The 26,976-nt window shown below is 71.9% G+C and carries 22 protein-coding genes, 1 other RNA gene and 1 pseudogene; 14 read left to right on the plus strand and 10 right to left on the minus strand.

The annotated features are described in order from the left end of the window. Window positions 1-318 precede the first annotated feature (318 nt). The 3 genes from ACGFRB_RS06640 (at window position 319) to ACGFRB_RS06650 (ending at window position 3,718) form a co-directional block, all read left to right on the plus strand. On the plus strand, window positions 319-1,224 hold the full coding sequence (locus tag ACGFRB_RS06640; protein WP_393239898.1) for a MaoC/PaaZ C-terminal domain-containing protein: 906 nt from the start codon (window positions 319-321) through the stop codon (window positions 1,222-1,224). A gap of 128 nt (window positions 1,225-1,352) precedes the next feature. Continuing rightward, the gene (locus ACGFRB_RS06645; protein ID WP_393239901.1) at window positions 1,353-2,450 is read left to right on the plus strand and encodes a Zn-dependent alcohol dehydrogenase; all 1,098 of its coding nucleotides are present in this window, start codon (window positions 1,353-1,355) and stop codon (window positions 2,448-2,450) included. Window positions 2,451-2,743: 293 nt separating this feature from the next. Further along, window positions 2,744-3,718, plus strand: a complete 975-nt coding sequence (locus ACGFRB_RS06650; protein ID WP_393239904.1) for a 3-oxoacyl-ACP reductase — start codon at window positions 2,744-2,746, stop codon at window positions 3,716-3,718. A 271-nt stretch (window positions 3,719-3,989) separates the two neighbouring features. On the opposite strand, the gene ACGFRB_RS06655 is transcribed toward ACGFRB_RS06650, so the two are convergent. Together ACGFRB_RS06655 and ACGFRB_RS06660 are read right to left on the minus strand one after the other, a co-directional pair. Next, window positions 3,990-4,112 carry a hypothetical protein gene (locus ACGFRB_RS06655; RefSeq protein ID WP_363005161.1) on the minus strand — a complete coding sequence of 41 codons (123 nt, stop codon included), beginning with the start codon at window positions 4,110-4,112 and terminating at the stop codon, window positions 3,990-3,992. Between the two features lie 49 nt (window positions 4,113-4,161). Beyond that, entirely contained in the window at window positions 4,162-5,433 is a 1,272-nt protein-coding gene (locus tag ACGFRB_RS06660; protein WP_393240578.1) for a hypothetical protein, read from the minus strand. Window positions 5,434-5,836: 403 nt separating this feature from the next. Here ACGFRB_RS06660 and ACGFRB_RS06665 point away from each other — a divergent pair, with 403 nt between their 5' ends. The 5 genes from ACGFRB_RS06665 (at window position 5,837) to ACGFRB_RS06685 (ending at window position 11,407) form a co-directional block, all read left to right on the plus strand. Beyond that, window positions 5,837-6,886: an ABC transporter substrate-binding protein gene (locus ACGFRB_RS06665; RefSeq protein WP_393239907.1), complete on the plus strand. Its 1,050-nt coding sequence runs from the start codon at window positions 5,837-5,839 to the stop codon at window positions 6,884-6,886. Between the two features lie 218 nt (window positions 6,887-7,104). Then, window positions 7,105-7,923 (plus strand): Nif3-like dinuclear metal center hexameric protein, encoded by an 819-nt coding sequence (locus ACGFRB_RS06670; RefSeq protein WP_363005157.1) that lies wholly within the window; start codon window positions 7,105-7,107, stop codon window positions 7,921-7,923. Then, window positions 7,920-8,663: a zinc ribbon domain-containing protein gene (locus ACGFRB_RS06675; protein WP_393240581.1), complete on the plus strand. Its 744-nt coding sequence runs from the start codon at window positions 7,920-7,922 to the stop codon at window positions 8,661-8,663. Before ACGFRB_RS06670 ends, ACGFRB_RS06675 begins: the two co-directional genes overlap by 4 nt. A gap of 40 nt (window positions 8,664-8,703) precedes the next feature. Continuing rightward, window positions 8,704-10,182: a bifunctional RNase H/acid phosphatase gene (locus tag ACGFRB_RS06680; protein WP_393239911.1), complete on the plus strand. Its 1,479-nt coding sequence runs from the start codon at window positions 8,704-8,706 to the stop codon at window positions 10,180-10,182. 424 nt (window positions 10,183-10,606) lie between these two features. Further along, on the plus strand, window positions 10,607-11,407 hold the full coding sequence (locus ACGFRB_RS06685; RefSeq protein ID WP_393239914.1) for a GNAT family N-acetyltransferase: 801 nt from the start codon (window positions 10,607-10,609) through the stop codon (window positions 11,405-11,407). A gap of 81 nt (window positions 11,408-11,488) precedes the next feature. On the opposite strand, the gene yaaA is transcribed toward ACGFRB_RS06685, so the two are convergent. After that, window positions 11,489-12,256: a peroxide stress protein YaaA gene (gene yaaA / locus ACGFRB_RS06690; RefSeq protein WP_393239917.1), complete on the minus strand. Its 768-nt coding sequence runs from the start codon at window positions 12,254-12,256 to the stop codon at window positions 11,489-11,491. A gap of 309 nt (window positions 12,257-12,565) precedes the next feature. Here yaaA and ACGFRB_RS06695 point away from each other — a divergent pair, with 309 nt between their 5' ends. Beyond that, the gene (locus tag ACGFRB_RS06695) at window positions 12,566-13,549 is read left to right on the plus strand and encodes a glycoside hydrolase family 11 protein (RefSeq protein ID WP_393239920.1); all 984 of its coding nucleotides are present in this window, start codon (window positions 12,566-12,568) and stop codon (window positions 13,547-13,549) included. Between the two features lie 169 nt (window positions 13,550-13,718). Here ACGFRB_RS06695 and ACGFRB_RS06700 read toward each other — a convergent pair whose 3' ends face one another. The 4 genes from ACGFRB_RS06700 to ACGFRB_RS06715 form a co-directional block, all read right to left on the minus strand. Beyond that, complete coding sequence (locus ACGFRB_RS06700) at window positions 13,719-16,034, minus strand: beta-glucosidase (protein WP_393240584.1); 2,316 nt, start codon at window positions 16,032-16,034, stop codon at window positions 13,719-13,721. A gap of 128 nt (window positions 16,035-16,162) precedes the next feature. Next, the gene (locus ACGFRB_RS06705; protein WP_393239923.1) at window positions 16,163-16,981 is read right to left on the minus strand and encodes a carbohydrate ABC transporter permease; all 819 of its coding nucleotides are present in this window, start codon (window positions 16,979-16,981) and stop codon (window positions 16,163-16,165) included. After that, window positions 16,981-17,982: a carbohydrate ABC transporter permease gene (locus ACGFRB_RS06710; protein WP_393239926.1), complete on the minus strand. Its 1,002-nt coding sequence runs from the start codon at window positions 17,980-17,982 to the stop codon at window positions 16,981-16,983. The genes ACGFRB_RS06705 and ACGFRB_RS06710 overlap by 1 nt, the downstream gene beginning before the upstream one ends. A gap of 17 nt (window positions 17,983-17,999) precedes the next feature. Further along, window positions 18,000-19,307, minus strand: coding sequence for an ABC transporter substrate-binding protein (locus ACGFRB_RS06715; protein ID WP_393239929.1), 1,308 nt, complete (start codon window positions 19,305-19,307; stop codon window positions 18,000-18,002). 155 nt (window positions 19,308-19,462) lie between these two features. On the opposite strand from ACGFRB_RS06715, the gene ACGFRB_RS06720 reads away from it, so the two are divergent. Continuing rightward, window positions 19,463-20,521 (plus strand): LacI family DNA-binding transcriptional regulator, encoded by a 1,059-nt coding sequence (locus ACGFRB_RS06720; RefSeq protein ID WP_363005141.1) that lies wholly within the window; start codon window positions 19,463-19,465, stop codon window positions 20,519-20,521. Window positions 20,522-20,696: 175 nt separating this feature from the next. Here the strand turns inward: ACGFRB_RS06720 and ACGFRB_RS06725 are convergent. Then, a pseudogene (locus ACGFRB_RS06725) lies at window positions 20,697-21,410 on the minus strand (MerR family transcriptional regulator); the annotation flags it as partial. A 138-nt stretch (window positions 21,411-21,548) separates the two neighbouring features. Here ACGFRB_RS06725 and ACGFRB_RS06730 point away from each other — a divergent pair. Together ACGFRB_RS06730 and rnpB are read left to right on the plus strand one after the other, a co-directional pair. Next, the gene (locus tag ACGFRB_RS06730) at window positions 21,549-22,127 is read left to right on the plus strand and encodes a Uma2 family endonuclease (protein WP_393239934.1); all 579 of its coding nucleotides are present in this window, start codon (window positions 21,549-21,551) and stop codon (window positions 22,125-22,127) included. Window positions 22,128-22,168: 41 nt separating this feature from the next. Beyond that, window positions 22,169-22,567, plus strand: an RNA gene (rnpB, locus tag ACGFRB_RS06735) — RNase P RNA component class A. A gap of 119 nt (window positions 22,568-22,686) precedes the next feature. Here the strand turns inward: rnpB and ACGFRB_RS06740 are convergent. Together ACGFRB_RS06740 and ACGFRB_RS06745 are read right to left on the minus strand one after the other, a co-directional pair. Beyond that, window positions 22,687-22,962, minus strand: a complete 276-nt coding sequence (locus tag ACGFRB_RS06740; protein ID WP_393239937.1) for a hypothetical protein — start codon at window positions 22,960-22,962, stop codon at window positions 22,687-22,689. A gap of 54 nt (window positions 22,963-23,016) precedes the next feature. After that, entirely contained in the window at window positions 23,017-23,463 is a 447-nt protein-coding gene (locus ACGFRB_RS06745; protein WP_393239940.1) for a MazG-like family protein, read from the minus strand. Window positions 23,464-23,817: 354 nt separating this feature from the next. Here ACGFRB_RS06745 and ACGFRB_RS06750 point away from each other — a divergent pair, with 354 nt between their 5' ends. Both ACGFRB_RS06750 and ACGFRB_RS06755 read left to right on the plus strand, forming a co-directional pair. Further along, window positions 23,818-25,452: an alkaline phosphatase D family protein gene (locus ACGFRB_RS06750; RefSeq protein ID WP_393239943.1), complete on the plus strand. Its 1,635-nt coding sequence runs from the start codon at window positions 23,818-23,820 to the stop codon at window positions 25,450-25,452. 59 nt (window positions 25,453-25,511) lie between these two features. After that, window positions 25,512-26,972 (plus strand): multidrug effflux MFS transporter, encoded by a 1,461-nt coding sequence (locus ACGFRB_RS06755; RefSeq protein WP_393239946.1) that lies wholly within the window; start codon window positions 25,512-25,514, stop codon window positions 26,970-26,972. Window positions 26,973-26,976: the final 4 nt, after the last annotated feature.

A 26,976-nucleotide genomic window follows, 5' to 3' on the forward strand; every position in this document is an offset into this window, starting at 1 on the left:
GTACGGACCTGGCCGTGACAAATGTCCTGGGTGGCGGGCGGTCCGGCGGAGCACGCGGGTCCGGTACGGGTCCGCGTCCGTGCCCGTGGGGCCGTACGATACGGCTCCCCGCCCGCCCATGGGAGCATCCGACCCGTATCTGACGTGGCGTCAGGAGGGTTCCCCTCGTCAACTCCCTCCGCTATACATGGGATCGCCGCCCTAGAACGCGTTCTAGAACGGGAACGCGGTCAGGACCGGCTCCCGCACGGCCTCGGCGCGGTCGACGGTGCGGACGACCGCGCCGAGGTCCCCATCGCCACAAGGAGTAGCGACCCGATGCCCATTGACGCCGCCAAGGCCGTCGCCGCCGAGCCCGGCCGCTCGGAAATCGCCTGGGATCACAAGGACGTTCAGCTCTACCACCTCGGCCTCGGCGCGGGCGTCCCCGCGAACGACCCCGACGAGCTGCGCTACACCCTGGAATCCCGGCTCCACGTCCTGCCGAGCTTCGCCACCGTCGCGGGCGCGGGCATGGGCGTCGTCGGCGGACTGGGCGCCCCGGGTATCGACATCGACCTGGCCGCCGTGCTGCACGGCGGCCAGTCGATCACCCTGCACCGCCCGCTGCCCGTCGCCGGCCGGGCCGTCACCACCTCCCGGGTCGCCGCCGTCTACGACAAGGGCAAGGCCGCCGTCCTCGTGCTGCGCTCCGAGGCCGCCGACGAGGACGGGCCGCTGTGGACCAGCGACGCCCAGATCTTCGTCCGCGGCGAGGGCGGCTGGGGCGGTGACCGAGGCCCCTCCGAACGCCTCGACGTCCCGGGCCGTGCGCCGGACGCCACCGTGGAGCGGCCCATCCGCGAGGAGCAGGCCCTGCTCTACCGGCTGTCCGGCGACTGGAACCCGCTGCACGCCGACCCCGAGTTCGCCAAGCTCGCGGGCTTCGACCGGCCGATCCTGCACGGGCTCTGCTCGTACGGCATGACCCTCAAGGCCGTCGTCGACACCCTCCTCGGCGGCGACGTCACCCGCGTCCGCGGCTACCGCACCCGCTTCGCCGGCGTCGTCTTCCCCGGCGAGACCCTCCGCATCCGGATGTGGCGCCTGGCGGGTACGGGCACGGGCACGGAATCGGCTACGGACCCGGCCGGCGGCCGGGTTCAGGTGACCGTCACCGCCGTGGAACGCGATGACGCCCCCGTGCTCGCCGACACCGTCGTGACCATCGCCGACCCCTCCTGACCCCGGCGGTCGGACCACCCCTCCGCCCCGCACCGTCCGCCATCCGTCGTTCGCCGTTCGCCGTTCGCCGTTCGCCGTTCGCCGTCTCCAGTGTCTCGGGCCCGCCACGGGCCGATGGGAGCCGCACCATGCGCGCAGCCGTACTGCACGAGATAGGACAGGACAAACTCGAAGTCCTCGACGGCATCGAGGCGGTGGGGTTCGGCCCCGGGAAGGTGCGGATCCGGATCCGGGCCACCGGGCTGTGCCACTCCGACGTCTCCGCCATGAGCGGCGTCCTGCCGCAGCCCGCGCCCTTCGTCCCCGGGCACGAGGGCGCCGGCGAGATCCTGGAGGTCGGCGACGGCGTCACCGGACTCGCCGCCGGGCAGCGGGTAGTGCTGTGCTGGCTGCCCGCGTGCGGGAACTGCCCCGCGTGCAAGCGGGGGCAGACCCAGCTCTGCCTCGCCGGATTCATGAACGCCGGAACCCCCAACTTCCGGCGTTCGGACGTTGGTTCGTCCACCGGGGTGGGTGACGTCTTCGGCTTCGCCGGTACCGGTACGTTCGCCGAGGAGGTCGTCGTCGACGCGCGCTGCGCCGTGCCGATCCCCGACGACGTGCCCTTCGACATCGCCGCGCTCATCGGCTGCGGGGTCACCACCGGACTTGGCGCCGCGATCAACACCGCGAAGGTGGAAGCCGGTTCGTCGGTCGCGGTCATCGGCTGCGGCGGCGTCGGTATCTCGGCCGTCCAGGGGGCCCGGCTCCAGGGGGCGGCGCGGATCGTCGCCGTCGACCCCGTCGCGTCGCGCCGCGAGGCCGCCCTCGGCTTCGGCGCCACCGAGGCCGTCGCCCCCGACGGTCTTGCCGACGCCCGGCAGCGCCTCACCGGCGGCGAGGGTTTCGACTACGTCTTCGAGGTCGTCGGCAAGTCCGCCACCGCGCGCACCGCGTACGAGACCACCCGGCGCGGCGGCACCCTCTGCGTCGTCGGTGCGGGCGCCCTCGACGACTTCCTCCAGCTCAACATGTTCGAGCTGTTCTTCGACGAGAAGCGGATCCTGCCGTCGATGTACGGCGGCGGCGACGTGATCCGCTCGTACGAACGAACCATCGCGCTCTGGCGGGCCGGCCGGATCGACCTGGCCTCGATGATCACCCACCGGGTGCCGCTCAGCGGGATCAACGACGCGCTGGAGCAGATGCGGACGGGCGTGGCGCTGCGCACCTGCGTCGAGATCTGACCCGGCGGCGCGGTGGCGATCCGGTACGGCCCGGGACTGCCCGGTGCGGCCGGCACGGCCGTACCGGCACCGCACACGATCCGGACCGGCACCCGGGCGGACCCGCGCAGTGTCCGAAGCGAGAGCGCACGCGTTGATATCCGCGGGATCGACCGCGGACCCGCAAGCGCCTGTTCGCAGCGCGTGCAACGCATGAAACGCCTGCCATACCCGCAGCGGCCCGCGCCGGTGCCCGAGTGGTTCCGCAGCGGATCCGAAGTGGTTCCGAGGCTTCACCGGAGAGGACGCGAACCATGTCACTGCCCACTGTGTCCCCGCCCCCGGCGTCCCGGCCGCTGGCGGGGCTGAGCGCGATCGTCACCGGCGCCGGCCGAGGCCTCGGCCGGGCCGAGGCGCTCGAACTGGCCCGGCTCGGCGCGGCCGTCGTCGTCAACGACTACGGTCAGCCCGGCCGCGACGGCTCGGGCGAGGCGTCCGCCGCGCCCGCCGAGGAGGTCGCCGCCGAGATCCGCGCGGCGGGCGGCCGGGCCGTCGCCCACCTCGGCGACGTCGCCGACTTCGAGACCGCGCGCGCCCTGGTCGGCCTGGCCGTGCGCGAGTTCGGCAAGCTGGACGTCCTGGTCAACAACGCGGGCATCCTGCGCGACCGGATGGTCTTCTCGATGAGCGAGGACGAGTGGGACTCGGTCGTTCGGGTCCACCTCAAGGGCCACTTCAACACCACGCGCTTCGCCGCCGCGCACTGGCGCGAGCGCGCCAAGGCGGGTGAGGACGGTGTCTCCGGGCGGATCGTCAACACCTCCTCCGAGGCGTATCTCGCGGGTTCGGCCGGACAGCCCAACTACGCCGCCGCCAAGGGCGGCATCGTCGGCCTGACCACCTCCAGTGCCCTCGCCCTCGCCCGGTACGGCGTGACGGTCAACGCCATCTGCCCGCGGGCCCGCACCCGGATGACCGAGGACGTCTTCGCCGGGTTCGCCGAACCGGCGTCCGAGGACGCACTGGACCCGCTGGCCCCGGAGCACGTGGCGCCGCTCGTCGGCTATCTCGCCGCACCGGCCGCCGCCGGGGTCAACGGACAGCTGTTCGTCGTCCACGGTGGGATGGTCGCGATCGTCGACCGGCCCCGGGTGGCGGCCAAGTTCGACACGGCCAAGGACGTGTTCACGTACGAGGAGCTGGACGCCCTGCTCACCCCGCACTACGCGTCCCGGCCGGCGGGGGAGACCTTCGGGGCGGCGGAGGTCCTGAGCCTGAAGAGGGGCTGACCGGGGCCGGCGAGGGCGGACCGCGGCAGACGCGGAGCCGCCCGGGTCCGGGTGAGGGGCCGACCGGGCCCGGACGGGGAACAGGACGGGGCGGTGGCCGGAAACAACCCTGTTCCCCTGGCCTTCGAGGGCCCTTGGACCTCTGGACTTCCGGGGCCGCCCGCCGCACGGCCGACCGCGACCGGAGACACGGGAGAGGCCCTGGGGCCGGTCGTCCGACCGGCCCCAGGGCCCCTTTCCCCGTTGGTCGCGAGGACCGTCGGCAGTGCCTCTACTGCGTTTCGGGTTCGCGCCGGTGGCGGCCGTTCCCGGAGGACGAGGAGTCCTCCATCGGTGCGGCCGGGCCGCGGTGCTTGCCCGAGCCGTTCGGCTCCTGCGCGTCCGTGTTGCTCATGGTGGAACTCACCCCGTATGCGTCGCTCTTGCTGGTGCGGCCCGTGAGTCTAGCCAGCGGGTTCGCGGTCCGTCAGCGGCGCATCGCGGAGTGGAACCGGACGGCACACCTTCGCTTCGCCCACCCCGGTCCCCACCCCCGTTCCCGGCCCGGGTCCCCGCCACGGACCGGATCCGGGGCCCGCTCCGGGACCCGTTCCCGGGCCCGTCGTCGTCCCCGGCTCCCCGCCCGCGCGACGCTCCGGAACCGTTTCTCCGTCCGGCCCGGCACCCGGCTGCCCGCCCGCCCCGGCCCCGGGTCCCGACGGGGGCGCGGGAGGAGCGGCCGGCTCCGCCAGGGAGGCGAGGCCGCAGGGCGAGTCGTCCGTCATGTACGGCAGACGCAGTACTCCGTCCGCCGTCCACAGGCCCGATCCGGCCAGCCAGCCCCGAGGGGCGGCCGCGTGCCGCAACCGCCGCTCGCTCGGCCGCCACAGACCGACCCAGCTGCCCGCCGCCGCGTCGATCCGCAGCGCGACCCCGCACTCCTCCGGGAGCAGCGCCTGCCCCGGCCTCAGCGCGAACGGCGTCACGGCCGCGTCGTCGAGCCGCAGGCACTCCGGGAACCGCGCCGGCAGCGCGCTGCCGAGCACCCCCCAGGCCAGCCGGTCGTGCCCCGGTGACGGCGCGTCGGAGCGCAGGACGAGCAGTCCGCTGTCGACGTCCGCGAGCAGCAGCCGGTCATTGCTCTCCGGGGTGATCTCCAGCAGCCGGGTGACCTCGCCGCCGCGCTCCAGATCGACCGTGACCGTCTTCACCGGCCCGTCGCCCAGGCGTCGGTCGAGCGCCAGCATCCGGCCCGTACGGTCCAGCCACACCCCGCCCGTACAGCGGCCCCTGAGCTCGGCGACCCGCTCGGGCCCGAACGTCCCGCCCGCCACCAGCCACAGTGTCGTCGTGTCCGGGCCGGTGTGCGTCGCGTACGCGCGGACGCCGTCCGGCGACGGCGGCAGCAGGGCAAGGGCGCCCGGCGCGGGCACCTCGACCGCGCCGAGCGGCAGCTCGCCGGTCCCCGGCCCGGTCGGGTACAGCAGCGAGAACGTGTACCGCCTCCCGTCCACCCGGCGCTGCACGAGCACCCGGCCGTCCGCGAGCGGCTGCAGGGGCGTGCCCGGCGCCTCGGGCCGGGCGAGCGGCAGCGGGACCGCGTACGGCTCGGGCCCGTCCAGCGTCCACCGCTCCGCGTACAGGGAGCCCTCCGCGCCGCCGAGCCGTGCCGCGTAGGCGCCGTTCGCGGTGATCGCGAACCCTCGCGCGGGCGGCCCGGCGGTGCGGGCCGCCATCGGGTCCGCCGCCGTCTGCGCCGCTGTCTGCGCCGCCGTCACCCCGGCCCTCACCGGCATCGCTGCCGTCGCCGCTGTCGCTGTCGTCGCCGTCGGTGTGGTCATCGAGTCGTCACCTCCGGCCCACGAAGCTAGTTTTCGCACTTCCAGCCGAACAACACGCGGCGGGCCACTTCACCTCAAAGGATGACCGCGGGCGGATTCGGCTGAGGGATGCGGGTGGGTTGTGCAGACGCGAGGGGAGGTGGGTAAGGTAAGGCGAACCTAAGTTGAGTTGACGGGCTCGGTGAGGGGGCGTCGATGGTACCGGGCAAGCCGAGTCGGTCATTTCAGCCGTTTCGGCCCCTCGGGCCCGTCCCTCCCGCCCTCCGTCTTTCCGCCCGCACGTGACAGGAGACCCGTCATGTCCCTCCGCCGTCGCGGCACCGCTGCCGCCGCCCTCGCTCTCGCCGCCGCGCTCACCCTCGCGGCCTGTGGCGGAGGCGGTGACGGCGCCCAGGGCGCCGGCGCGGGGAAGAGCGGCGAGAGCGACAAGAAGAAGGACGTCGCCGTCGGCGGCAAGGACTTCGGCGACGCCGCCGCCAAGACGGCCGCCATGGGGACAGGCGCCAAGGCCGGCCAGTTCCCGCGGACCGTCACCCACGCCCTCGGCAGCACCGAGATCCCGGCCGCGCCCAAGCGGGTCGTCGTCCTCGACGTCGGCGAACTCGACAACGTCGTCTCCCTCGGCGTCAAGCCCGTTGGCTACGCCCCCTCCGAAGGCGACGAGGGCATCCCGGGCTACCTGAAGAAGGACGCCGGCACCCCGAAGTCCGTCGGCACCATCAACAACCTCAACCTGGAGGCCATCGCCAACCTCCAGCCCGACCTCATCCTCGGCAGCCAGTTGCGAGCCGCCGACAAGTACGAGGCGCTGTCGAAGATCGCGCCGACCGTGTTCTCCATCCGTCCGGGCTTCACCTGGAAGGAGAACTACCTGCTCAACGCCGCCGCCCTCGACAAGACCGCCCAGGCGAAGTCCCTGCTCTCCTCGTACGAGACCAAGGCGCGTGAGCTCGGCGAGGACATCGGCCCGAACAAGCCGACCATCTCGATGGTCCGCTACCTCCCGGGCAAGATCCGCCTCTACGCGAAGGCGTCCTTCATCGGCACCATCCTCCAGGACGCCGGCCTGCCCCGGCCGGCCAACCAGCAGGTGGACGATCTGGCGGTCGAGGTCAGCCCGGAGAAGATCGACGAGGCCGACGGCGACTGGATCTTCACCGGCGTGTACGGCGACGCCAAGGCGACCAAGCGCGACACCGCCCAGGCCAACCCGCTCTGGAAGAACCTCAAGGCGGTCAAGGCCGGCCAGGCCAAGGACGTCCCGGACGAGACCTGGTACCTGGGCCTCGGTGTCACGGCGGCGTTCTCCGTCCTCGACGACCTGCGGGCGGACCTGGTCAAGAAGTAGCGAGCGGGGGTACGGTCCCGGGCGCTGTCGTACGACGTAGGGGGCGCGCCCTACGTCGTACGGGTCGCGGCGTACGCCGTACAGCGCGAGGCGTACGGTGTACGAGCCTCGTACGCGGCCCCCGGCGGGTGTGTCGTCCCCAGGCCGGAGCGCGGCGCCCCGCCCACTTGTCCACAGGCCAGGACGGCGGAGCGCGGCGGGCAGGTAGCCTTTCCTCCGTGCCCCGTCTGTCTGAAGTCATCGCCGCGCTCGACGCCCTCTGGCCGCCCGAGCGGGCCGAGCAGTGGGATGCCGTCGGCACTGTCTGCGGCGACCCCGACGCCGAGGTCCGCCGTGTCCTGTTCGCCGTCGACCCCGTTCAGGAGATCGCCGACGAGGCGATCCGGCTCGGCGCCGACCTCCTCGTCACCCACCACCCGCTCTATCTGCGGGGGACGACGACCGTCGCCGCCTCCCACTTCAAGGGCCGCGTCGTGCACACGCTGATCAAGCACGACATCGCCCTGCACGTGGCGCACACCAACGCCGACACCGCCGACCCCGGCGTCTCCGACGCCCTGGCCGGCGCGCTCGACCTGCGCGTCACCGGTCCGCTCGTCCCCGAGAACAACCTCGGCCGGATCTGCGAACTGGACCAGCCCGAGACCCTCGCCGAGTTCGCCGCCCGCGCCGCCAAGCGGCTGCCCGCCACCGCGCAGGGCATCCGGGTGGCCGGCGACCCCGGCATGACCCTGCGCCGGGTCGCCGTCAGCGGCGGCTCCGGCGACAGCCTCTTCGACGCCGTGCGGGCCGCCGGTGTGGACGCGTTCCTCACCGCCGACCTGCGCCACCACCCCGTCTCCGAGGCCACCCAGCACTCCCCCCTCGGGCTCGTCGACGCCGCCCACTGGGCCACCGAATGGCCCTGGTGCGAGCAGGCCGCCGCCCAGCTCGACACGATCTCCGACCGTCACGGCTGGGACCTGCGCGTCCACGTCTCGAAGACGGTCACCGACCCCTGGTCCTCCCACCACACTTCTTCTGGAGCCCCCAACTGAACGCCGCGCCCGCCGACCAGATCCGACTCCTCGACGTCCAGGCCCTGGACGTGCGCCTCCAGCAGCTCGCGCACAAGCGCAAGTCGCTGCCCGAGCACGCCGAGATCGAGTCGATGAACAAGGACCTCACCCAGCTGCGCGACCTGCTCGTCGCCGCGCAGACCGAGGACAGCGACTGCGCCCGCGAGCAGACCAAGGCCGAGCAGGACGTCGACCAGGTGCGCCAGCGCGCCGCCCGCGACCAGCAGCGCCTCGACTCCGGTGCCGTCTCCTCCCCGAAGGACCTGGAGAGCCTTCAGCGCGAGATCGCCTCTCTCGCCCGCCGCCAGGGCGACCTGGAGGAGATCGTCCTGGAGGTCATGGAGCGCCGCGAGTCCGCCCAGGAGCGGGTCGCCGAGCTGACCGACCGGGTCTCCGCCGTCCAGGCCAAGGCCGACGACGCCACCGCGCGCCGCGACGCCGCCCTGGGCGCGCTCGACGCCGACGCCGCCTCCGTCACCAAGGAGCGCGAGCTCGTCGCCGGTTCCGTCCCGGCCGACCTGATGAAGCTCTACGAGAAGCTGCGCGCCCAGCAGGGCGGCGTCGGCGCGGCCCGGCTCTACCAGCGCCGCTGCGAGGGCTGCCACATCGAGTTCAACATCGCCGAGCTCAACGAGGTCCGGTCCGCCGCGACCAACGAGGTCGTCCGCTGCGAGAACTGCGGCCGGATCCTCGTCCGCACCTCCGAGTCCGGCCTGTAGTCCGGCCCGCCCGGCTCGGAGAATACGGGGACTGCCTGCGATGACCACGCCACGCGAGCTGATCGTGGAGGCCGACGGTGGCTCCCGGGGCAACCCGGGACCCGCCGGATACGGCGCCGTCGTCCTCGACCCGGCGACGGGCGAGACGCTCGCGGAGCGCGCCGAGTTCATCGGCGTCGCGACCAACAACGTGGCCGAGTACAAGGGCCTCGTCGCCGGGCTGCGGGCCGCGATCGACCTGTTCCCCGACGCCGACGTCCACGTCCGCATGGACTCCAAGCTGGTCGTCGAGCAGATGTCGGGGCGCTGGAAGATCAAGCACCCCGACATGAAGCCGCTCGCCGCCGAGGCCGCGCGGATCTACCCGCCCGGCCGGGTCCGCTACGAGTGGATCCCGCGCGAGCGCAACAAGCACGCCGACCGGCTCGCCAACGAGGCGATGGACGCGGGCCGGCGCGGCGAGCAGTGGAGCCCCGCCGGGTCGAGCGCCGCCATCGACCACACCGCCGACCTGGCCGCGGCCCGCAAGGCCGCGGGCGACGCGACCGCCGGCGCGGCGAAGGCGCGCGCGGCGCTGGCGGGTGCGGGGGCGCCTGGCGCCGGCTCGTCGGGTGCGGGCTTGTCGGGTGCGGGCTCGTCTCGTGCGGGCGCGGGGTCGTCCACCGCCCGCTCCACCGGCCCTGCCGGCCCCGCCGATGACGGGCTGTTCCCGCCCGACGAAGCCCTCGCCGCGCAGGCCCGCGCCTCCCTCGCCACCGCGGCCACCAGGGACCGTGAGACGGCCGCGGGCGACTTCGAAGCCGAGGCCGCCCATCCCGAGAGCACCCCCCTCACCTCCGAGCCCGCTCCCGCCGCCGGGGCCTCCGGTGCCCGGGGCTGGGCCGGTCCCGACATGGGCGCGCCCGCCACCTTCGTCCTGCTGCGCCACGGCGAAACCGCGCTCACCCCCGAGAAGCGGTTCTCCGGGAGCGGCGGCGCCGACCCCGAACTCTCGCCCGCCGGACTCCGCCAAGCGGAAGCCGTGGCCACCGCACTCGCCGCACGCGGCACCATCCAGGCCATCGTCAGCTCCCCGCTGACCCGCTGCCTCCAGACCGCCCAGGCCGTCGCCACCCGCCTCGGCCTCGACGTCCACGTCGACCACGGACTCCGCGAAACCGACTTCGGCGCCTGGGAAGGCCTCACCTTCGCCGAAGTCCGCGAACGCCACCCCGACGACCTCGACGCCTGGCTCGCCTCCCCGAAAGCCGCGCCCACCGGCGGCGGCGAAAGCTTCGCCACCGTCGCTCGCCGCGTCGCCACCACCCGCGACCGGCTCACCGCCGCGTACGCGGGCCGCACGGTCCTGCTCGTCACCCACGTGACCCCCATCAAGACCCTGATCCGACTCGCCCTCGGAGCACCGCCCGAGTCCCTGTTCCGGATGGAACTCTCCGCGGCGTCGATCTCGGCCGTGGCGTACTACGCGGACGGCAACGCGTCGGTGCGGCTGCTGAACGACACGTCGCACTTGCGTTAGCGCGGGGCGCTGCGCGCTGCTGTGCGGGTGGTGGTGCGGGTGACGCTGCGCTGTGCGGGCGGGCGGGGCGGGGCGTGGGGGCGCGTTCGGGGTTGCGGGGTGGTGCGCTGGGGTTCGTGGTGGGTGCGCGGGGGCCGGTCCGGGGGTCGTGTTCTGCACTGCATGATTTACGGCGCGGTCGCCTGACTTGTGCGTGAGGCGTTGCTGGTTCCGCGCCACAAATCACGCTTTACGTTTCGAACACGACCCCCTTCCCGGCCCCCGCTCCCGTCCGCGTCGTGGCGCACCGCCCCGCACCCCTCCCGCTTGAGTGGAGGGGGAGGAGACGGGTGCGGCGCGTGGGTGGGGAGGGGTGGGTGGGGGTGATGATGGGGATTCTTTAAAACAGCTGGCGTTCCGGGGTGGTCCGGCTCAGCATCAGCGGATGAGCTGGCACTTCACCGACGATCACACCGCCTTCCGGCGTACCGTCCACCCCCACCTCTCCTCCGATCCCGTACGGAACACCGCGCTCCTCACCCTCATCGACACCCCCGGGCAGATCACCGGCCCGCGCGGCTGGTGGCGCGATCCCGTCGACGGGCGCGTGGCCGGGGTCGTGGTGGTCCTGCCGGGGCGGGTGGTGCAGCTCGGGATGACGGGGGACGAGGCGGCGCGGGCGCTGGCCGAGGTGCTGCCCGGGGTGGGCGAGGTCGCGGCGGTACGGGGGGAGGCCGGCACCGCCGAGGCCACCGGGCGGGCGTGGGCGGCGGAGCGGGGGGTGCGGCTGTTCCGCCTCGGGGAGCTCGCACCGCCGGAGCCCGCCCCGGTGGGTGCCGTGCGGCTCGCGAAGCCCGCCGATGTGCCGTCGGCCGTCGGGTGGACGCGGGAGTTCGCGCGGGTCATCGGGGAGGACCCGGACGCCGACTACACGGCCGCCGTCGAGGGCCGGGTCGCGGCCGGCCGGCTGTGGCTGTGGGAGGTGGCCGGCGAGCCCGTCGCGATGGCGAGCGTGTCCCCGGTGGTGGCCGGTCAGGCGCGGGTCTCGCTCGTCTACACGCCGCCCGCCCACCGGGGCCGGGGGTACGCGGGCGGGGTGACCGGCGCGGCGAGCCGGGCCGCGCTCGACGCGGGCGCCGCGCATGTGGTGCTCTTCACCGACCGTGCGAACCCGACGAGCAACGCCCTCTACCAGCGGCTCGGCTTCCGGCCGGTCGTCGACCACACCGCCGTCGCGTTCACCTGACGGCGGCGGCGCCGCGCAGGGCCGCCGCCTCGCGGGCCAGGGGTACGGGCGTTGCGCACAGCGCAACGCCCGGCGAGGGTCTCAGTGGATCTCGTCCACCAGGACGTCCAGGGCCCCGGCCTTGCCGGTCTCCTCCACGACGTATCCCAGGTCCCGCAGCGCCTCGGTCAGCTCCGCGGGCCCGGCCGGCTCCGCGCCCGACTCCAGGAGCGCCCGGACGACGCGGCCCTTCGTCGCCTTGTTGAAGTGGCTGACGACCTTCCGCGTCGGCGCGTGCAGCACCCGTACGGTCGCCGTGCGCGCCGCGACCTCGCCCTTCGGCTTCCACGCTGTCGCGTACGCCGACGAGCGCAGATCCAGGACCATGCCGTCGCCCGCCGCCTCCGGCAGGACGGAGGCCATCGCGCCGCGCCAGTGCGCGCCCAGCGCGCCGAGTTCCGGCAGCTTCACACCCATCGAGCAGCGGTACGACGGGATGTGGTCGGTCACCCGCACCGCGCCCCACAGTCCGGAGAACACGAGCAGCGAACGGCCCGCCCGCTCCCGGGCCGCCGCGTCGAGCGTCGCCAGGCCGAGCGCGTCGTACAGCACCCCGGTGTAGATCTCCCCGGCGGGCCGCGCCCCTGCCGTGCGCAGCCCGGCGTTCTTCGCCACCTCGCCGCGCAGCCCCTCGCTCAGGCCCAGCACCGCGCGCGCGTTCTCCTCGTCGGCGACGCACAGCTCCACCAGCTCGTCCAGGACCGCCGACCGCGCCTGCGTGAGACCGGGCAGCGCCAGCGACTCCAGCTTGAGCGGCGCCCCGTCCCCCGAGGCGGCCTTTCCTTCGGAGGGCGGCAACAGGACGAGCACGGTGGTTCTCCTTCACGTATACGGAGGCTCAAGCCTAGGGGGTGCCGCACCATCGGCCATTCGAAAAGTTTCGGCGACTTGGTCGAGTGGAGTCGGATCTTCGGCAGCCTGCTATTCGGCAGGAAAATGCAGGTGGGGTAGGTGAGCTGGGGAATTGGCGCCGAAGGGTCAATTTCCTCGATTCGAAAGTTTCGGGGCTGTTGTCGAAAGTATTGACATCGAGTGAGCAGGGTCGCATATTCCTGGCTGGCGGATCCCGCCACAGCATCCGGATGACCTTCACCCCGTGTACGAGGAGGAAGCACCGCCATGCAACGAACCGGAACCGACGGATTCGGCGCGCTCGTCCGAGCCGCCTGCATCGCCGTCCTCGCGCTCCTGACAGCGCTCCTGGTGCCCGCGACCGCCCTTGCGGGCACCATCGTCAACACCAACCAGACCGGCACCAACAACGGCTACTACTACTCCTTCTGGACCGACACCCAGGGCTCCGTGTCCATGGACATGGGCAGCGGCGGTCAGTACAGCACCCAGTGGAGCAACACCAACAACTTCGTGTCCGGCAAGGGTTGGTCCACCGGTGGCCGCAAGGCGGTGACCTACTCGGGCACCTTCAACACCTCCGGCAACGCCTATCTGGCGCTCTACGGCTGGTCCACCAACCCGCTCGTCGAGTACTACATCGTCGACAACTGGGGCTCCTACCGGCCCACCGGTACGTTCAAGGGCACGGTCACCTCGGACGGCGGGACGTACGACATCTACAAGACGACCCGCTACAACGCCCCCTCGATCGAGGGCAACAAGACCTTCGACCAGTACTGGAGCGTGCGCCAGTCGAAGCGGACCGGCGGCACCATCACCACCGGCAACCACTTCGACGCCTGGGCCAACGCCGGGATGAATCTCGGCACGATGAACTACATGATCATGGCGACCGAGGGCTACCAGAGCAGCGGCAGCTCCAACATCACCGTGGGCGGCACCGACAGCGGCGGTGGCAACGGCGGCGGTGGCGGCGGTGGTACGAGCTGTTCGGCGACCCTGTCGGCCGGGGATTCGTGGAGCGACCGCTACAACCTGAACGTCGCGGTGAGCGGTTCCAGCAACTGGACCGTCACGGTCAACGTGCCGTCCCCGGCGAAGGTCCTGTCCACCTGGAACATCACCGCCTCGTACCCGACCAGTCAGACCCTGGTGGCCAAACCCAACGGCAGCGGCAACAACTGGGGCATGACCATCCAGCACAACGGCAACCAGACCTGGCCCACCGTCTCGTGTGCCGCCTCCTGACCTGGCCGACCGGCTGACCGGCTGATCGGTCGGCCGCCTCGGGGCTGTCCGGCGGATCAGGGTCGGACAGCCATCAAGACCGTACGAACAACGGCTCCGCCGCCCGTACCCACCTGGGTACGGGCGGCGGAGCCGACCGGTGTTCCGGGCGGAAGGCCCGAGCGGGTCGTCAGCCGATCTCGACGTCCGCGTGCAGCCGCCGCCGGTGGTCCAGCTCCCGCACCGGACCGGTGAGGGTCACCCGGGCGGTCAGCCGCGCGTCCGTGCTGGAGGCGCCGAAGCGCAGTTCCAGCTCGCCCGGCTCCACGATCCGCCGCCCCGACCGACCGGTGAACGAGGAGAGATCCGCCGGGACGGTCATCCGGACCCGCCGGCTCTCCCCGGGCTCCAGGCCATCGAGCCGCGCGTACGCGACGAGCCGCCGCACGGGCTGGACCACGGAGGCCACCGGGTCGTGCAGATACAGCTGGACGACCTCCGTGCCGGTCCGCTCGCCCGTGTTGGCGACCGTGAGGGCGAGCCGGAACGCGCCGTCCGTGGGCGCCTCGGCGTTCTCGACCGTGAGGTCGCTCCACGCGAAGGTGGTGTACGTCAGACCGTGCCCGAAACCGAACGCCGGGGACGGGTCGATGCTGGAGACCTCCGCCGCGTGGCCCAGTCGCGCGGCCAGATACGTGGACGGCTGGGCGCCCCCGCGGCGCGGCACGCTCACCGGCAGCCGGCCGCTCGGCGCGGTCCGCCCGCTGAGGACGGCGGCCAGCGCGGCCGTGCCCGACTCGCCCGGGAAGAACGACTGCACGACGGCCGCGGACTCCTCGGCCGCGCGCCCGAGGGTGTACGGCCGGCCGGCCAGCAGGACCGTCACCACCGGCGTACCGCTGTCCAGCAGCTCGTCCAGCAACCGGCCCTGCGCGCCGGGCAGTTCGAGGGACTCGGCGTCGCATCCCTCGCCGCTGGTGCCGCGCCCGAAGAGCCCGGCGCGGTCGCCGAGGGCGGCGATCACCAGATCCGCGCCCCGGGCCAGCGCGACGGCCTCGGCGAAGCCCTCGGTGCTGTCGTCGTCGATTCCGGTGCCCGGTGCGACGACGATCTCGACGGCCGGGAACTCCTTCCGCAACGCCTCGGCGAGGGTGGGCAGTTCGATGCCGAGCGGCATGTCCGGGTGCTGCCCGCCGACATGGACAGGGAAGGAGTAGCAGCCGAGGACGGCCGTGGGCGCCTCGGCGGTGGGGCCGATCAAAGCGATCCGCCGCACGGCCCCGGCCCCGCTCTCGGCCCCCGAATCGGTGCCGGATCCGCCGTCCAGGGGCAGGACGCCGTCGTTGCGCAGGAGGACGATCGCCCGTTCGGCGACCCGTCCGGCCAGCTCCCGGTTGGCGGCCGGGTCCAGGTCGACCGTGCCCCGCAGGGCGTCGGGTCCGGCCTCCGTGTCGACGCCCCGCAGTGCGGCCGGAACGGGACTCCAGTCGGGGTCGAGCAGACCCAGTTCGGCCTTCTGCGCGAGGACTCGCCGGAGCGCGCGGTCCACCAGCTCTTCGGATACGCGGCCGTCCCGGATCGCTTCGAGCAGCGGGGGGCCGAAGGTCTTCACGGTGGGCAGTTCCACGTCGACGCCGGCGGCCAGCGCGAGGCCCGCGGCCTCGGCGTCCGTGCCGGCCACACCGTGCAGGATCCGCAGGAACGCGATGCCGAAGTAGTCGGCCACCACCGTGCCGTCGAAGCCCCAGGTGTCCCGGAGCAGCCCGGTGAGCAACTCCTCGTCGGCGGCCGAGGGGACGCCGTCGGTGTCGGTGTACGCGTGCATCACCGACCGCACCCCGCTCTCCCGCACCGCCATCTCGAACGGCGGCAGGATCACGTCCGCGCGCTCCCGGGTGCCCATGCCGACCGGGGCGAGGTTGCGGCCCGCCCGGGAGGCGGAGTACCCGGCGAAGTGCTTGAGCGTGGCGACGACGCCGGCCGACTCCAGACCGCGTACGTACGCGGTGGCGATCGTGCCGACGAGATACGGGTCCTCGCCGATGGTCTCCTCGACCCGCCCCCAGCGCGCGTCACGGACGACGTCGAGGACGGGCGCGAGACCCTGGTGCACGCCGACCGCGCGCATGTCGCGGCCGATGGCCTCGGCCATCTCCCGGATCAGGGCGGGGTCGAAGGTGGCGCCCCAGGACAGCGGGACGGGATACGCGGTGGCGCCCCAGGCGGCGAAGCCCGCGAGACACTCCTCGTGAGCGACCGCCGGGATGCCGAACCGGTTGGCGGCGGCGATCCGCGCCTGCGTCCGCATCAGGGACAGGGCGCCGAGGGCGGGGTCGACGGGGAGCGTGCCGAAGGAGCGGGTGAGCTGGCCGAGCCCGTTCGGCAGCAGCGCGTCGAGGTCGACCGCCTCCTCCATGTCGTGCTGGTGCGGGGCGACTTCGGCGCCCTCGGCGGAGGCGCCCACCCAGACGCCGACGAGCTGGGCGGTCTTCTCCTCCAGCGTCATCTCGCCGATCAGAGCCTCGGCGCGGGCGGCCGCGCTCAGCGTGCGGTCGCGCCAGGCGGGCAACGGCCCGTCGGCGGACGGTGATTGGTGCGGGACTCGGGGCTGCGGCCGGGAGGCCGTGTCGTCGGTCATTTCCCTCCGACTCCCATCAGGCCCTGGACCAGGGCGCGTCGGGCGAACAGGTAGACGAGCAGGACGGGGAGCATGGACAGGACGACGGCGGCGAGCAGTGCGGGCATGTCGACGCCGTGTTCCGTCTGGAAGTCGTACAGGCCCATGGTGATGACCTTGTTCTCCGAGGACTGCGTGAGGACGAGCGGGAACAGGAAGCCGTTCCACGCCTGGAGCGAGGAGAACACCACGATGGTGGACAGACCGCTCTTGGACAGCGGCAGGACCAGCTGGCGGAAGATCCGCCAGGGACTGGCCCCGTCGAGGGTCATGGCCTCGTACAGCTCGGGGGAGATGTCCCGCATGACGCCGGTCAGGATGAGGGCGCAGACGGGCATCGCGAAGGCCGCGGTGGGCAGCACGACACCGATGAGGCTGTCGTACAGGCCGGCCCGGTCGATCAGGTAGAAGACGGGGACGATCACCGCCTGGGACGGGATCGCGAGGCCCAGCAGGAACAGCCGGAAGATCCGGCCGGTGGCCTTGCCGTCGCCTCGCACGATGGCGTACGCGAGCGGCGGGACGAGCAGGACGACGATGCCGACGACCGAGGCCGTGACGAGCACCGTGTTCAGGAAGTACTGGGCGAAACCCTCGCTCAGGTCGTTCACGTAGTTGTCGAGTGTGAAGCGCTCGGGGAAGGAGAGCGGGCCGTTCGAGGCGTAGTCGGCACGGGTCTGGAAGGTGGCGACCAGCATCACGTACAGCGGCAGGCCGACCACGAACAGCCAGATCAACGAGCCGAATCCGGCCAGGTAGTTGGGGCGGGACCGCATCACACGCCCTCCATGGTGCTGCGCATCTTGTCGTATCCCGTCAGACGGACCATGACCAGCGAGACGGCCGTCGCGACCAGGATGAGGAGCAGGGCGATGGCGGACGCGGCGCCGAAGTCGAAGCCCTTGAAGCCCTTTTGGTACATGTAGTAGGCGCTGTTCGTGGTGTCGGTGCCGGGGCCGCCCTGGGTGAGGATCAGGATCGTGTCGAAGGTCGTGAGCCCGCCGACCACCATGAGGATCATCGACGTCACGATGCTGTTGCGCAGCTGCGGCAGGGTGATGTGGAAGAACTGGCGGACCGTGCCGGCGCCGTCGATCTGGGCGGCCTGGTAGAGGACCTGGGGGATGGCGCGGGCGGCGCCCTGGTAGATCAGGGTGTGCAGCGGGGTGAACTGCCAGGTGCTGACGAAGACGAGGACGCCGATGGCGCCCGCCTGCACACCGAGCAGATTGCCGTCGCCGAACAGCCACTTCGCCTGGGAGGGCACGCCGAAGTTCGGGTCGAGCACGGCCCGCCACAGGACGGAGACCGCGGTGATGGACAGCAGGAGCGGGACGAAGTAGATCGCGGACAGCACGGCCCGGTTGCGCTGGTGCCCGGCGGCCCAGACCCCGAGCAGGATGCTGATCGGGGTCTGGACGGCGACGCCGAGGACGGTGAGCAGCAGACTCAGCCAGAGGCTGTCCATCATCACGGGGTCGGCGAGGAGCTTGTCCCAGTTCTCCAGGCCGGCGAACTCCGGGTCGCCGAGGCCGCTCCAGCGGGTGAAGGAGAGGACGAGGACCAGGAGCAGGGGGACGAGGGCGAACAGGCCGAAGAAGACGGCGGCGGGCACCGCCCAGACGAAGCCCGGGCGGCCCACCCCGCCGGGGCGGGCGCGGCGGCCCGTCCCGGCGGGGGTGTGCCCGGTCTTGCCGGGCTTCGCGGTCTTCCTCGTACGGTCCGCGCGGCGCGCGGACCGGGTGCCGTCCGCGGCGGTGGCTGAGGTAGGGGTCATGTCTGGCGCCTCGGAGGTCAGGCCGCGGGCAGGCTCTGCATGGCGGCGATGAAGGCGTCCGCGTCCGTCTTGCCGTTGAAGAACTGCTGGACGGCCTGGTAGATCGTGGTGGCCGCGGCGGGCGGGTACGCCTGGTCCCAGGAGAGCTGGAAGCCGGGGGCCTTGGCCACCAGGTCGTACTGGTACTTCGAGTACTCGGGGTTGTCCGAGTCACCGAGGAACCGGGGAGTGTTGACGGTGGTGGGCAGGTTGCCGATGGCCAGCTGAGCTTTGGCGAAGTCGTCCGAGTACATGAGCTTCAGGAACGCGGCGACGGCCTCGGGGTGCTTGGTCGACTTCAGCACCGAGTAGTAGTTGTTGGTGTTGCCGGCGAGGTTGGCCGGGTCGCCCTTGCCGCCCTTGACGCTCGGGAAGGTGCCGTAGCCCAGGTTCGTCTTCACGAAGTCCGGGTGGCCGTCCTTCAGCGTGGAGTACTCCCAGGAGCCCATGAGCTCGAAGCCCGCCTTGCCGGTGGCGAGGAGGGCGGGGGAGCCGCCGTCGGTGAACTTCACCGAGTCGTAGTTGGTGCCGAAGGCGCCGGCGTCGACCAGCTGCCGGATCATGCCGAGCGCCTTCTTGCTGTCGGCGCTCGCCCAGGCGCTCTTGTCGCCGCCCTGGGCCTTCGCGAACAGCTCGGGGCCGGCCACCCGGTCGTAGACGTACTGGAACCACATCTGGGTGGGCCACTTGTCGCCGCCGCCGAGGGCGATCGGGGTGATCCCCTTGTCCTTGAGCTTCTTGACGGCGGTCAGCAGCTCGTCCCAGGTCTTCGGCTCGGAGACGCCGGCGTCCGCGAGGACCTTCTTGTTGTGGAACATCAGCACGGGCTGGGTGCCGCGCATGGGGATGCCGTAGGCCTTGCCGTCGACGACCGCGGTGTTGAAGACCGACGGGAGGAAGTCGGACTTCAGGTGTTCGTCCTTGGCGATGAAGTCGTCGAGCGGCATCAGCAGCCCGGCGTCGACGTACGGCTTGATGCTGCCGCCGCCCCAGTTGAAGAACACGTCCGGCGCCTGCTTGCCGCTGATGACGGTCTGCAGCTTGGTCTGGTAGTCGGCGCCGGGGATGGTGTCGAGGACGGCCTTGACATCGGACGTCTTGTTGAACGTCTCGACGAGCTGCTTCTCGACCTTGTTGGTCGCGTCGCCGTACACCAGGATGTGGATTTTGTCCTGGCCCTTTCCGGCCGATGTTCCGGACCCGCCACAGGCTGCCAGGGACAGGGCCATGGCCAGGGACGCCCCGCCCACGACCGCGGTTCGCAGGAGCTGTGTATGACGCTTCATCGCTCGCCTCACCTTTCGAAAGTGTTTCGGCTCAGGTAGCGAAATTTCATGTGGCCGGACGCTATGGTCGGGCCGGTGAGTGGGTCAACCCTTCGGTGACGCGTTATCAAAGCGTGACTATGTAGGGGAGTTGCGCGGTGCTTTATGCTGCTCGGATGCGAGATGGCGAGGCGAACCGGCGAATCACGCTGGCGGAAGTGGCGCAGCAGGCCGGGGTGTCGCTTTCGACAGTTTCGAAAGTTCTCAACGGCCGGCAGGACGTGTCACCGGCCACGCGCGGCAGAGTGGAGCGCCTCCTGGAGGCCCACTCGTACCGCCGCACCACCCGTGCCGCCCGTGAGGCGCCGCTGATCGAACTCGTCTTCCACGAGCTGGACAGCGTGTGGTCGATGGAGCTGATCCGGGGCGTCGAGAACCTGGCCAAGGCCCACCAGGCGAGCGTGGTGCTGACCGAGAGCGGCACCCGCCACGCCCCCGCGGCGGACTGGATCGAAGGCGTGCTCCAGCGCCGTCCGATCGGCGTGATCCTGGTCTTCTCCTCGCTCCCCGATGTCGTCAAGCGGCAGCTCGGCGCGCGGTCGATCCCCTTCGTGATCATCGACCCGGCGGGGGACCCGGAGCCGGACGTCCCGTCCGTCGGATCCGCGAACTGGTCGGGCGGCGTCGCCGCGACCCGCCACCTCATCGACCTCGGCCACCGGCGCATCGGGATCGTCACCGGCCCCGAGGACGTGCTCTGCTCCCTGGCCCGGCTGGACGGCTATCGCTCGGCCATGAACATGGCCGGTCTCGACCACGACACGTCCCTCGTACGGTTCGGCGACTTCCATGTCGAGGGCGGCTACGCGCGGGCGATGGAACTCCTCCGGCTGCCCGACCGGCCCACCGCGATCTTCGCCGGGAGCGACCTCCAGGCGCTCGGCGTGATGGAGGCGGCCCGGGTCTGCGGGCTGCGGGTGCCCGAGGATCTGTCCGTTGTCGGGTACGACGATGTGATGATCGCCCGCTGGTCGAGCCCGGGGCTCACCACCGTCCACCAGCCCCTGCGCGAGATGGGCGAGGAAGCGGTGCAGATGTTGCTCCGGCTTCGGGCCGGCGAACCCTCGGTGACCCGTATGGAACTGGCCACCAGCCTCGTCGTCCGCAAGAGCACCGCCCCGCCGCCGGACCGCGTGGCGCCGGTGTCACCGCCCCCGGCGCACAGCACGCTGTGAGGGGTGGGGTGGGCGGGGCGCTTGAGGAGGGTCGCGTGGGGCGGCTCGGGCCTCGGGTCTCGGGTCTCGGGTCTCGGGCCTCAGTCCTCAGGCCGAGGCGGGTGGGCCCGGTACGGGCAAGGGTGCTGGGATCGCCGCTCCCGTGCGGATGACCCCTTCCGCCCCGGCCCCCGAGAACGGCCTCGGCCTGCGCCGGCGCGAGATCCGCGAACAGCGCGTCGGCGAGGCCGGCGTCCGGCACCCCCACCGCGAACTCGTCGGGGACGAGGGCGGCGAGGGCGGCGAGGGCGGCGGCCACCCGGGCGACCCGGGGATCACCGGGCTCGGCGTCGGCGAGCGCGTCGAGGCGGGCGTAGAGCGCGGCGGCGTCGCCGGCGGTGGCCCGCAGTAGCTCCACCATCCGGGCCCGCTCCCCGTGTGGTACGACCGTGTCGAGCAGCGTGAGCATCTCCCGGTCCAAGGCGGCCGTCGGCGACCCGGCGGCGACCGCCCCGAAACCGCCCGGCTCCGCCAGCCATCCGGCCAGCTCCGGCGACACGGGCCCGTTGGCCGGCAGCCGCCCCGCCCGGGCCTCGGCCAGCAGTTCCGCGAGCCGCGCCCGCCATTCCCGGACCACCCGCTCCTGCCGGGCCAGGTCGGCGTCCAGCTCCTCCAGTACGTCCACCAGCTCCCGCCCCTCGTCGCCCGCCAGCACGTCCCCGACCTCGTCGAGGCCGAGCCCCAGCTCCGTCAGCCGCCGTATCCGCGCGAGCAGGACGGCGTCCCGTATCCCGTACTCCCGGTATCCGTTCGCCCGCCGCGCCGGCTCGGGCAGCAGCCCCAGCCGGTGGTAGTGCCGCACGGCTCGCGGGGTCACCCCGATGAGCGCGGCGATCTCGCCGATCCGCATGACCCCAGTAGAAACGTTGACGCCGCGACAAGGTCAAGCGCGCGTTCCGGGGCCGCCGCCTCCCGGCCGTGTGCCACGATCGGGGCAAAGCGGGGCGATCCCAGGGACGGCGGTAGAACGATGTCCGATGATCACGGCATGACTGCCATGCCGCACGAACCACTCACGCAGGAAGACGTCCTGCTGGAGGGCTTTCTGGCGCTGGAGACGCCAGAGGGCTTCAGGGCGGAGCTGATCGAAGGGGAGATCGTCGTGACGCCGCCGCCGGACGGGGACCATGAGGACTGCATCGGCCTGATCGTTGAACAGATGATCGAGCGATCCCGTACGAGGATGCAGTACGCGCCGAACAAGGGGCTGACTCTCAAGGACGTCCCCGGCGCCCCGAGAGACCGTGTCATCCCGGACGGCACCTTCGCTCCCCGGGAACGCCGGCTCTTCCGGGGCGCCGACTCATGGATGCCGTGCGACGGGGTCTCCATGGTCCTGGAGGTCACCTCGACCCGCGCGCACCGGGACCGCGACACCAAACGCCGCTGCTACGCCCGCGGCGGCATCCCCTTCTACCTCCTGGTGGACCGGGACGACTCCACGGTGACGCTGTTCGCCGAACCGGAGGACGGCGACTACCGGGCGCGGCAGACGGTCCCCTTCGGCAAGCCCCTCACCCTCCCCGACCCCTTCGGCTTCGACCTGGTCACCGCCGACTTCCTGTGAGGGGCGCCCGTGGCGCCAGGTAGCATGGTCGGCACGGCAGACGAGCCGGGCGGACGGCCGCGTGGGTATCTTCGGATCCTCCCGAGGAACGTCCGGGCTCCACAGGGCAGGGTGGTGGCTAACGGCCACCCGGGGTGACCCGCGGGACAGTGCCACAGAAAACAGACCGCCGGGGACCTCGGTCCTCGGTAAGGGTGAAACGGTGGTGTAAGAGACCACCAGCGCCTGAGGTGACTCAGGCGGCTAGGTAAACCCCACCTGGAGCAAGGTCAAAAGGGGACACTCCGGTGTCCCTGCGCGAACGTTCGAGGGCTGCCCGCCCGAGTTCGCGGGTAGACCGCACGAGGCCGGCGGCAACGTCGGTCCTAGATGGATGGCCGTCGCCCCGACGACCGCGAGGTCCCGGGGTACAAAACCCGGCGTATAGCCCAGCTCGTCTGTCGCTCAACCATTCACACCCCCGCGAGGGGGTGTGGAGTGTCGCCATTACTGGAAAACTCCGTGACCGACCTCGGCGGCGGCCTTTTGGTGCCGACCGGACGTCCTGACGGCTGCTTTCTCACGTGACGAACGCGAAGCTGACCCTGAAGGGGAGATTGCCCGGCCAGGGATTCACCGCGTCCCGCATGATCGCAACATGGAAGGCGACTTGGCCGTTCAGCGGGACCACGTTCTGGATGCTCATGATGGCATCGCCGGTCTTGGGATTGCCGTTGGCGTCGAGCTCGCAAATCGAGGCTGTGACACGAGAACCTGGCTCGATGCCGCCATTCTGTAGATTGATCCAGAATGGGCCGGTGCCCGCGTGATCTGCGAAGCCGAGTTGTGTGTCCATCGCTCCTCCCGGTCATTCGGTGAGCAGCTCGCTCCGGAGTGCGGAAGCCCCTTTTCAACGGTACTCTCCGGCGGAATTCGCGCCTGTTGAGTGCAGCGAACGCGCCGCGACCCGGCGCAGGTGGCGGGCGAAGACCTCCCGGGCGTCCGGGGTGAGGGTGCGCAGCGCGACCATCGCCGTGATGACGACGTCGCAGAGTTCGGCCTCGACGTCCTCCCAGGTGTGACTGTGGCCCTTGCGCGGGTTCTGGCCGGTCGCGCCGATCACCGCCTGCGCCGTCTCGCCGACCTCCTCGGACAGCTTCAGGACGCGCAGCAGGACCTCCTGCCCCGGCGGCAGGGCCTGATGAGCCGTCAGCCAGGCGTGCAGGCCCGCGACGGTGTCCCAGGTGTCCAGGTCCGTCGGTTTCCTCGCATCGGCCGCATCGGCCGCATCGGTCGCGTCGGCTGCGTCGGTCACGTCGGTCGTACGGCTCGTGTCCGTCGGGTGGGGATCGGTCATGGAGGAAGCCTGCCGGCCCGCCGCCGTCACCCGCACCCGCCGGGTGGCGATCCACGGCGTCGCCGACACCTCGCCGACACTCCGCCGACGCCCCGCCGTCAACGCGCCACAGGCGTCGACCACACGATCGAGTGAGGCGTGGTGCGGGTGCGGAGAACGAGGTCGTCGGCGATGCCCCGACCGCCCCGCGAGCCCCACCCCTTCCCCCGCCTGCGACGCGGCCCGCGCGCGGAGCCGACGGCCCCGCGCCGGGAACTCATTAGCCCGACACGTGGAAGTAGCGCGTCCAACAACACGAGGTCGCCATGCATGGCTGCAATATCGGAAGGACAGCATCCGTCAGGGGAGGGGAACATGACCGACCATCAGTCCCACACCGACGTCTTTCGCCGCGCCGTCCGCGACCTCGGGCGCCGCCGCTTTCTCACGACCACCGGTGCCGCCGTCGCGCTGGCCTTCGCCGTCAACCTGCCGGCCACCGGTACGGCCGCCGCCGCCGAACTCGACCCGCGCCGCATCCGCGACAACCCGTTCACGCTGGGGGTGGCCTCCGGCGATCCGCTGCCCGGCTCCGTGCTGCTGTGGACGAAGCTCGCCCCGCGCCCGTACGAGACGGGCGGCGGCCTGCCGTCCGGCACCCGGGTCCCGGTGCGCTGGGAACTCGCCCGGGACCGGCGCTTCACCAAGTCCGTACGGCGCGGCACCACGCTCGCGCACCCCGAGTTCGACCACACCGTCCACGTCGAGGTCACGGGCCTGGCCTCCGGCTGCGACTACTTCTACCGCTTCCTCGCCGGCTCCTGGACCAGCCCCGTGGGCCGCACCCGCACCGCGCCCTCGGCAGGGGCCCAGAACAGCCGGCTCAAGATCGCCGCCGTGTCCTGCCAGGCGTACCAGGACGGCTACTACACGGCTTACGGCCATCTCGCGGACGAGGACGTCGACGCCGTGTTCCACCTCGGCGACTACCTCTACGAGTACGCGGTCAACGCCACCGGCGGCAACCGCCACTACACCGACCGCAGACTGCCGGACGTCTTCAACCGGGAGACCGTCAGCCTGGAGGACTACCGGCTGCGGTACGCGCTCTACAAGAGCGACCCCGACCTCATGGCCGCGCACGCCGCGCATCCCTTCGCCATGACCTGGGACGACCACGAGACCGAGAACAACTACGCGGGCGACGTCCCCGAGGACAACGGCCCGTCCGACGCGTTCCTGATCCGCCGCGCCGCCGCCTACCGCGCGTACTGGGAGAACCAGCCGCTGCGCCGGCCGCAGCGGCCCAGCGGCCCCGACATGAAGCTCTACCGGCGGCTCCGGTTCGGGACGCTCGCGCAGTTCGACATCCTCGACACGCGCCAGTACCGCTCCGACCAGGCGTACGGGGACGGGTGGCAGACGCCCGGGCCCGAGTCCGAGAACCCGGCGCGCACCATGACCGGCGCCACCCAGGAACGCTGGCTGATCAACGGCTGGCGCGACTCCCGGGCCCTGTGGAACGTCGTGTCCCAGCAGGTGCTCTTCTCCGAGCGGCGCAGCGTGCCGGGCGCCGACTTCAAGCTCTCCATGGACTGCTGGGACGGCTACCCGGCCTCCCGGCAGCGGGTCCTGGCCGGGGTGGCGGCCACCGGCATCGACAACCTGCTGGTGCTCACCGGGGACGTGCACGTCGCCTACGCCCTCGACATCAAGGAGGACTTCCGCGTCCCGTCCTCCCGGACCATCGGCTCCGAGATCGTCGCCACCTCCATCAGCAGCGGACACGACGGGACCGACCGGCCCGCCAACGCCGACACCTTCACCCAAGCCAACCCGCATCTTCGCTTCGCCCACGGGCGGCGCGGCTATGTGACGGTCGCGCTGGGGAAGCACGAGGCCCGCGCCGACTTCCGGGCGGTTTCCGCCGTGTCCACCCCGGGAGCGCCGGTCAGCACGGTCGCGTCCTTCGTGACCGAGGCGGGCCGGCCCGGTCTGAAGCGGGTCTAAGGGGGCCGGTCCGAAGCAGGTCCGCCCGAACCCGCTGCCCGGTCGGGCGTTCCCGGTGCATGCCTACGATAGGGAAGGTTTCAACAAAACGAGCGGATGAGCGGACGGGCGGGGGAGCGGTGGAACAGCGCGCACCGGGGAGCGACGGCTCCATAGGCAAGGGGTCCGCGGGCAAGGGGGCCATGGGCGGGTCCACGGGCAAGGGGTGCATAGCCGACAGGGCCGAGGCCGAGGGGCCCGCGTCCAAGAAGTCGACGGCCCCGGGCCTCGCCGGAACGACCGCCGCCGGAACGGCTCCCGCCACCCCCGCCGCACGGCGGGCCGGACTCCTCCTGGTTCTCGTCCTGGGCGGGCTCACCGCCCTCCCGCCGCTCTCCATGGACATGTACCTCCCGGCCCTGCCGGAGGTCACCGACATGCTGCGGGCCCCCGCCGCCACCGTCCAGCTCACCCTGACCGCCTGTCTGGCCGGCATGGCCGCCGGCCAGCTCGTCGTCGGCCCCATGAGCGACAAGTGGGGCCGCCGCCGGCCGCTGCTCATCGGCATGGTGCTGTACGTCCTCGCCACCGCCGTCTGCGCGTTCGCCCCCACCGTCGGACTGCTTATCGCCTTCCGGCTGCTCCAGGGACTCGCGGGCGCCGCCGGCATCGTGATCGCCCGGGCCGTCGTCCGTGACCTGTACGACGGCGTGGAGATGGCCCGGTTCTTCTCCACTCTCATGCTCGTCTCCGGCGCCGCGCCGATCGCCGCCCCGCTCATCGGCGGCCAGATCCTGCGGATCACCGACTGGCGGGGCGTCTTCCACGTCCTCACCGCCGTCGGACTGCTGCTCACTTTCGTCGTCTGGCGCTTCCTCGACGAGACCCTGCCGCCGGGCCGCCGTCACACGGGCGGTATCGGCGAGGCCCTGCGCACGATGCGCGGACTGTTCGCGGACCGTGTCTTCGCCGGCTACACGCTGGCCGGCGGACTCGCCTTCGCCGTGCTCTTCGCGTACATCTCCGCGTCGCCGTTCGTCATCCAGGAGATCTACGGGGCCTCGCCGCAGACCTTCAGCCTGCTCTTCGGGATCAACTCGGTCGGGCTGGTCGTCGTCGGCCAGATCAACGGCAAGCTGCTCGTCGGCCGGGTCAGCCTCGACAAGGTCCTGGGCATCGGTCTCACCGTCATGCTCTGCGGCGCGCTCGCGCTGCTCGTCATGACCAGCGGCGTGTTCGGCGACCCGGGGCTCGTCCCGGTCTCCGCTGGACTGTTCGTCCTGATGTCCTCGATGGGTCTCGTCATGCCCAACACCAACGCCCAGGCCCTGATGCGCGCCCCGCACGCAGCCGGGTCCGCCTCCGCGCTGCTCGGTACCTCCTCCTTCCTCATCGGCGCCGTCGCCTCCCCGCTGGTCGGCATCGCGGGCGAGGGCACCGCCGTCCCCATGGCTCTCGTCCAGGTCTGCTGCGCGCTCGGCGCCCTCGGCTGCTTCCTGCTGCTGTGCCGCCCGTGGTCCCGCTCGGAGGCCGCGCGCTGAGTCC

The organism is Streptomyces sp. NPDC048718 (genome assembly GCF_043198875.1).
Lineage (GTDB): Bacteria > Actinomycetota > Actinomycetes > Streptomycetales > Streptomycetaceae > Streptomyces.

Coding starts and splice junctions, on each gene's coding strand:
- ACGFRB_RS06705 (WP_393239923.1), bottom strand. CDS start 16,981: ATGCGGTCCCGCCCCAACTACCTGGCCGGATTCGGCTCGTTGATCTGG.
- ACGFRB_RS06685 (WP_393239914.1), top strand. CDS start 10,607: ATGAGCTGGCACTTCACCGACGATCACACCGCCTTCCGGCGTACCGTC.
- ACGFRB_RS06715 (WP_393239929.1), bottom strand. CDS start 19,307: ATGAAGCGTCATACACAGCTCCTGCGAACCGCGGTCGTGGGCGGGGCG.
- ACGFRB_RS06665 (WP_393239907.1), top strand. CDS start 5,837: ATGTCCCTCCGCCGTCGCGGCACCGCTGCCGCCGCCCTCGCTCTCGCC.
- ACGFRB_RS06720 (WP_363005141.1), top strand. CDS start 19,463: ATGCGAGATGGCGAGGCGAACCGGCGAATCACGCTGGCGGAAGTGGCG.
- ACGFRB_RS06655 (WP_363005161.1), bottom strand. CDS start 4,112: ATGAGCAACACGGACGCGCAGGAGCCGAACGGCTCGGGCAAGCACCGC.
- ACGFRB_RS06650 (WP_393239904.1), top strand. CDS start 2,744: ATGTCACTGCCCACTGTGTCCCCGCCCCCGGCGTCCCGGCCGCTGGCG.
- ACGFRB_RS06695 (WP_393239920.1), top strand. CDS start 12,566: ATGCAACGAACCGGAACCGACGGATTCGGCGCGCTCGTCCGAGCCGCC.
- ACGFRB_RS06740 (WP_393239937.1), bottom strand. CDS start 22,962: ATGGACACACAACTCGGCTTCGCAGATCACGCGGGCACCGGCCCATTC.
- ACGFRB_RS06755 (WP_393239946.1), top strand. CDS start 25,512: ATGCCTACGATAGGGAAGGTTTCAACAAAACGAGCGGATGAGCGGACG.
- ACGFRB_RS06745 (WP_393239940.1), bottom strand. CDS start 23,463: ATGACCGATCCCCACCCGACGGACACGAGCCGTACGACCGACGTGACC.
- ACGFRB_RS06730 (WP_393239934.1), top strand. CDS start 21,549: ATGACTGCCATGCCGCACGAACCACTCACGCAGGAAGACGTCCTGCTG.
- ACGFRB_RS06710 (WP_393239926.1), bottom strand. CDS start 17,982: ATGACCCCTACCTCAGCCACCGCCGCGGACGGCACCCGGTCCGCGCGC.
- ACGFRB_RS06750 (WP_393239943.1), top strand. CDS start 23,818: ATGACCGACCATCAGTCCCACACCGACGTCTTTCGCCGCGCCGTCCGC.
- ACGFRB_RS06645 (WP_393239901.1), top strand. CDS start 1,353: ATGCGCGCAGCCGTACTGCACGAGATAGGACAGGACAAACTCGAAGTC.
- ACGFRB_RS06640 (WP_393239898.1), top strand. CDS start 319: ATGCCCATTGACGCCGCCAAGGCCGTCGCCGCCGAGCCCGGCCGCTCG.
- ACGFRB_RS06660 (WP_393240578.1), bottom strand. CDS start 5,433: ATGGCGGCCCGCACCGCCGGGCCGCCCGCGCGAGGGTTCGCGATCACC.
- ACGFRB_RS06700 (WP_393240584.1), bottom strand. CDS start 16,034: ATGACGCTGGAGGAGAAGACCGCCCAGCTCGTCGGCGTCTGGGTGGGC.
- ACGFRB_RS06680 (WP_393239911.1), top strand. CDS start 8,704: ATGACCACGCCACGCGAGCTGATCGTGGAGGCCGACGGTGGCTCCCGG.